This is a genomic window from Streptomyces sp. URMC 129, assembly GCF_051386415.1.
Classification (GTDB): Bacteria; Actinomycetota; Actinomycetes; order Streptomycetales; family Streptomycetaceae; genus Streptomyces.
In genome coordinates this window covers 1-3,435 of record NZ_JBPQTQ010000237.1, presented here as the reverse complement: position 1 = coordinate 3,435, position 3,435 = coordinate 1, and the positions used below count along the sequence as shown (strand labels likewise).

The window sequence follows — 3,435 nt, the reverse complement described above, 5'->3', positions numbered from 1 at the left end:
CCCGTCCGGCGGGCCGTCCGGTACCCCTTCCCTTCCCCCGAGGGGTATCGCCCGGCTCGCCGGACGGGGCATGCGCGGCCCCGAAGAGTCTGGCTAGTGTGCGCCCATGTGGGAATACGTCCCTCAGCGACGACAACGGGCATACCGCTTCAGGAAGTTCTCGGTCGAGGTGCGGGAAGTCCTCCTGTTCATCGAGGAGACACGCCCCTGCGTGCAGGCGATCTTCCTCCTGCGCTTCCTGGTCGGCGCGGCCGTCGCCGACGGCGGCCGGCTGACCGGCTGGGGCCCCTGGCTCATCGGCCCGGCGCTGTGCTGGGTCCTGGGCGCGGCGTTCGCCTACGGCCTCAACGGCGTCTCGGACGTGGCGGAGGACCGGGTCAATGGGACCGGCAGGCCCATCGCCCGGGGCGACCTGTCGCCCGCGTCGGCCGCCCGGCTCACCTGGCTGTGCGCGGCGGGGGCCGTCGCCCTCGCCCTGCTGGCCGGGAACGCGGCACTCCTCGGCTGCGTGGCGGCGTTCCTGATGATCGGCTGGGCCTACTCGGCCGGGCCCCGGCCGCTCAAGCGCAGCACGGCCGCGACCTCGGGCGCCGTGCTGGCGATGGGACTGCTGTCGTACGCGGCGGGCTGGCTGGCCTCCGGCGTGGGGCGCCCCTCGGGCGCCCTGGTGGTGCTCGCCGCCGGAATGGCGCTGTGGATGGCGGCCGTCGGCGCCGTCACGAAGGACTTCTCGCACGCCAGGGGCGACGCGGCGGCCGGGCGCCGCACCTCGGTGACGGCCTGGGGCGAGGCCCCCGCGCGGTGGGTGGCGGCGCTGGGCGCGTTCGCTGTTGCCGGCGGATTCGCCGTGGCGGCCCGCCCGTACGACGCCGTGCTGGGGCCGGTGGCCCCGGTGCTGGTGGCCGGGGCGTCCGCCGTGGCGGTGCTGTGCTGGACGACACGGCACGACGCTGCCCCGGCCCGGGGGCCGGGCGGTGCCGCCAGGTGCGCCCGCGACCCGTACCGGGCGTTCATGGTGACGCAGCACGCCGCGCACGCCGTGCTGCTGGCGCGCCTGGCCGGGCTCGTGTGAGCGGCGGCGTGGGAGCCGGCGCGCGTGGACCCCGGCACCGGGCCGAACGAGCGGCCGGTGCCGGGGTCCACGCGTCACGCCCCGAACCGCCGGCCGAACACCGGGGCGGCGACCGGGCGTCGGCGCGTCCTGCCGGCCGCCGCCGCCAGCGGCACCACCTTCTGCCGCGGCAGCAGCGCCCGTTCGGTCGCCTTGTTGACGGCGTCGATCCGGGACACGGCGTCCAGCTTGGTGAAGATGTTCCGCATGTGGCGCTTCACCGTGCCCTCGGCGATGCCGAGTTCGCTGGCGATCTGCCGGTTGCTCATCGCCCTCGACACCCGTGTGAGCACCTGCACCTCACGCTCCGACAGCACGTCGTCGTCCTCCCGATCCGGCGACGGGCCGCGCAGGCTGTGCGCGGAGACGGACAGGGTCACCGTGCGGCGCTCCCCGTCGTCCCGGCCGCGCACCGCGGTCACCAACGTCTCACGGCCCGTGCTCTTGTGCAGATATCCGCGCACCCCGAGGGCGAGCAGGTCCTGCACGAAGTGCGGCCCGTCGTACATGCTGAGCACGATGATGCGCAGCGTGGGGTCCCGCTCCAGCAGCCGCCGCACGGTGACGGCCGGTTCGTTGCGGGGCATCTCGATGTCCAGCAGCACGACGTCCGGCCGGTGTTCGGCCGCCAGCCGCACGACCTCCTCCCCGTCGCCGGCCTGGGCGACGACCTCCAGGCCCGGTTCCGACCGGAGCAGGTCGCACAGGGCCTCGCGCAGCAGGATGTGGTCGTCCGCGACCAGGATGCGGACCGTTCTCGGGCCCGTCGTCTCCGCCGTTCCGTCCGCCGTTCCGTCCGTCGTGCCGCCGGTGGTGGTGCGGGTGGTGGTGCCTGTCCTGCTGTCCGTCGCTCTCTGCGACGCGCGCCTCGGTTCAGCGCGGCCTGTCAACTCGTTCATCGGTCTCCGCCTTGATCGGGATCCAGATGGTGACGTCGGTGCCGCGGCCCGGTGAGGAGTGGATGTGCAGAGTGCCGCCCAGCAGCTCCGCACGCTCCCGCATCCCGGTCAGGCCGTTGGTGCTGCCCTGGCGGGACACCGTCGCAACGTCGAAGCCGCGTCCGTCGTCGATGATCTCGGTCTGGATCTCGTGCGGCGCGATGTCGATGTTGACCACGATGTTTCCGGCCCCGGCGTGCGCGAACGCGTTGCGCAGGCATTCGCGGACCATGATGTACAACTCCTCGGCGAGCGGGCCGGGGATCCACTCGTCGAGGCCGCGCACCCACACCTGAACGGACACACCCGGCTCGTCCATGGAGCGGACGAACCGGGTGAGCGCGGCTTCCAGGCCGCCTCCCACGGCGGGGCGGCGCAGCTCGGTGACGAGCTCCCTGGTGCTGGTGAGGGTTTCGAGTATGGCCGTCTGGGCGGCCCGCACATGCTCCGGGAGGCTGTGCTGCTGCCGACTCAACTCGCCTTCGAACAGCTCTAGTTGGCGCATGGCCAGACTGAGCGAGTTCCCGATCTGGTCGTGGATCTCGCGGGCGAGCCGGCGGTGGCCCTGGTCGTGGACCTCCCGCACGCGGTCGAGCATGAACGAGTCGTAGCCGATGGACCCCGCCTCCAGGCGCCTGCCGATGCCCTGTTGCAGGGCGCGGACGGCGGCCGAGTAGGTCTGCCAGGAGATCCCGGTGTCCCTGGCGAACTGGATGATCCGGTCCAGGACGATGTCGAAGAGAACGACTCCCGCCCGGACGGAATGGGTGAGATGGATGCCCTGCCGCACGCGTTCACCGCCGAGGTCGACGACCTCGGCGATGTGGGTGTCCGACACGGCGGCGCGGCCCTGGGCGAGGCTGGCGACGCAGTCGCGGAAAATGCGGCGGCCCTGGAGTTCGCACTGGGCCCAGGCTTCGGGAGCCGCGGTGAGCGGACTGCTCATCGCGCGCAGCCGCGCGTGATATTGCTCGATTACCGAATCCTCCTGGCGCCGCAAAGATGCCACGAGAAGGGTGTCGGCGGATCTGTCCGGGGCGGCGTTCACCGGGGCGTCCTCCCCGCCCGGCCGGTGACGGCCGCCGCGTCGCCGCTTCCGTCGCGCGCTCTCGTCGGGCAGGGACACCGGCAGGGGCCGGTGGGTGGACGTGAATATGACTGCATGCCGGTAATCGTCAAGAGCTTTCCCCCTCCGGGCGATGCCGGATAGCACTGCACATCTGCGGCAGCATAACCGATGGTCAGTTCGGTTCGTGAAGACCGCCGATGTCCCCGGTGATTTTTCCGTGCGATCAAAAAGTTCGCGATTTGATTCTTCTGCCGGCCGGGTCAATGGCCGGCGGGGGGGGGGGGGGGGGGGGGGGGGGGGGGGGGGGGGGGGGGGGG

3 protein-coding genes are annotated in these 3,435 nt (G+C 72.4%); 1 reads left to right on the top strand and 2 read right to left on the bottom strand.

From position 1 onward, the window contains the following. Positions 1–106 precede the first annotated feature (106 nt). Positions 107–1,072: a UbiA family prenyltransferase gene (locus tag ACSNOC_RS27290; protein ID WP_436750252.1), complete on the top strand. Its 966-nt coding sequence runs from the start codon at positions 107–109 to the stop codon at positions 1,070–1,072. A 74-nt stretch (positions 1,073–1,146) separates the two neighbouring features. Here the strand turns inward: ACSNOC_RS27290 and ACSNOC_RS27285 are convergent, their stop codons facing one another. Together ACSNOC_RS27285 and ACSNOC_RS27280 are read right to left on the bottom strand one after the other, a co-directional pair. After that, positions 1,147–2,010 (bottom strand): response regulator, encoded by an 864-nt coding sequence (locus ACSNOC_RS27285; RefSeq protein ID WP_436750251.1) that lies wholly within the window; start codon positions 2,008–2,010, stop codon positions 1,147–1,149. Next, entirely contained in the window at positions 1,985–2,995 is a 1,011-nt protein-coding gene (locus ACSNOC_RS27280) for a sensor histidine kinase (protein ID WP_436750250.1), read from the bottom strand. The genes ACSNOC_RS27285 and ACSNOC_RS27280 overlap by 26 nt, the downstream gene beginning before the upstream one ends. Positions 2,996–3,435 lie beyond the last annotated feature (440 nt).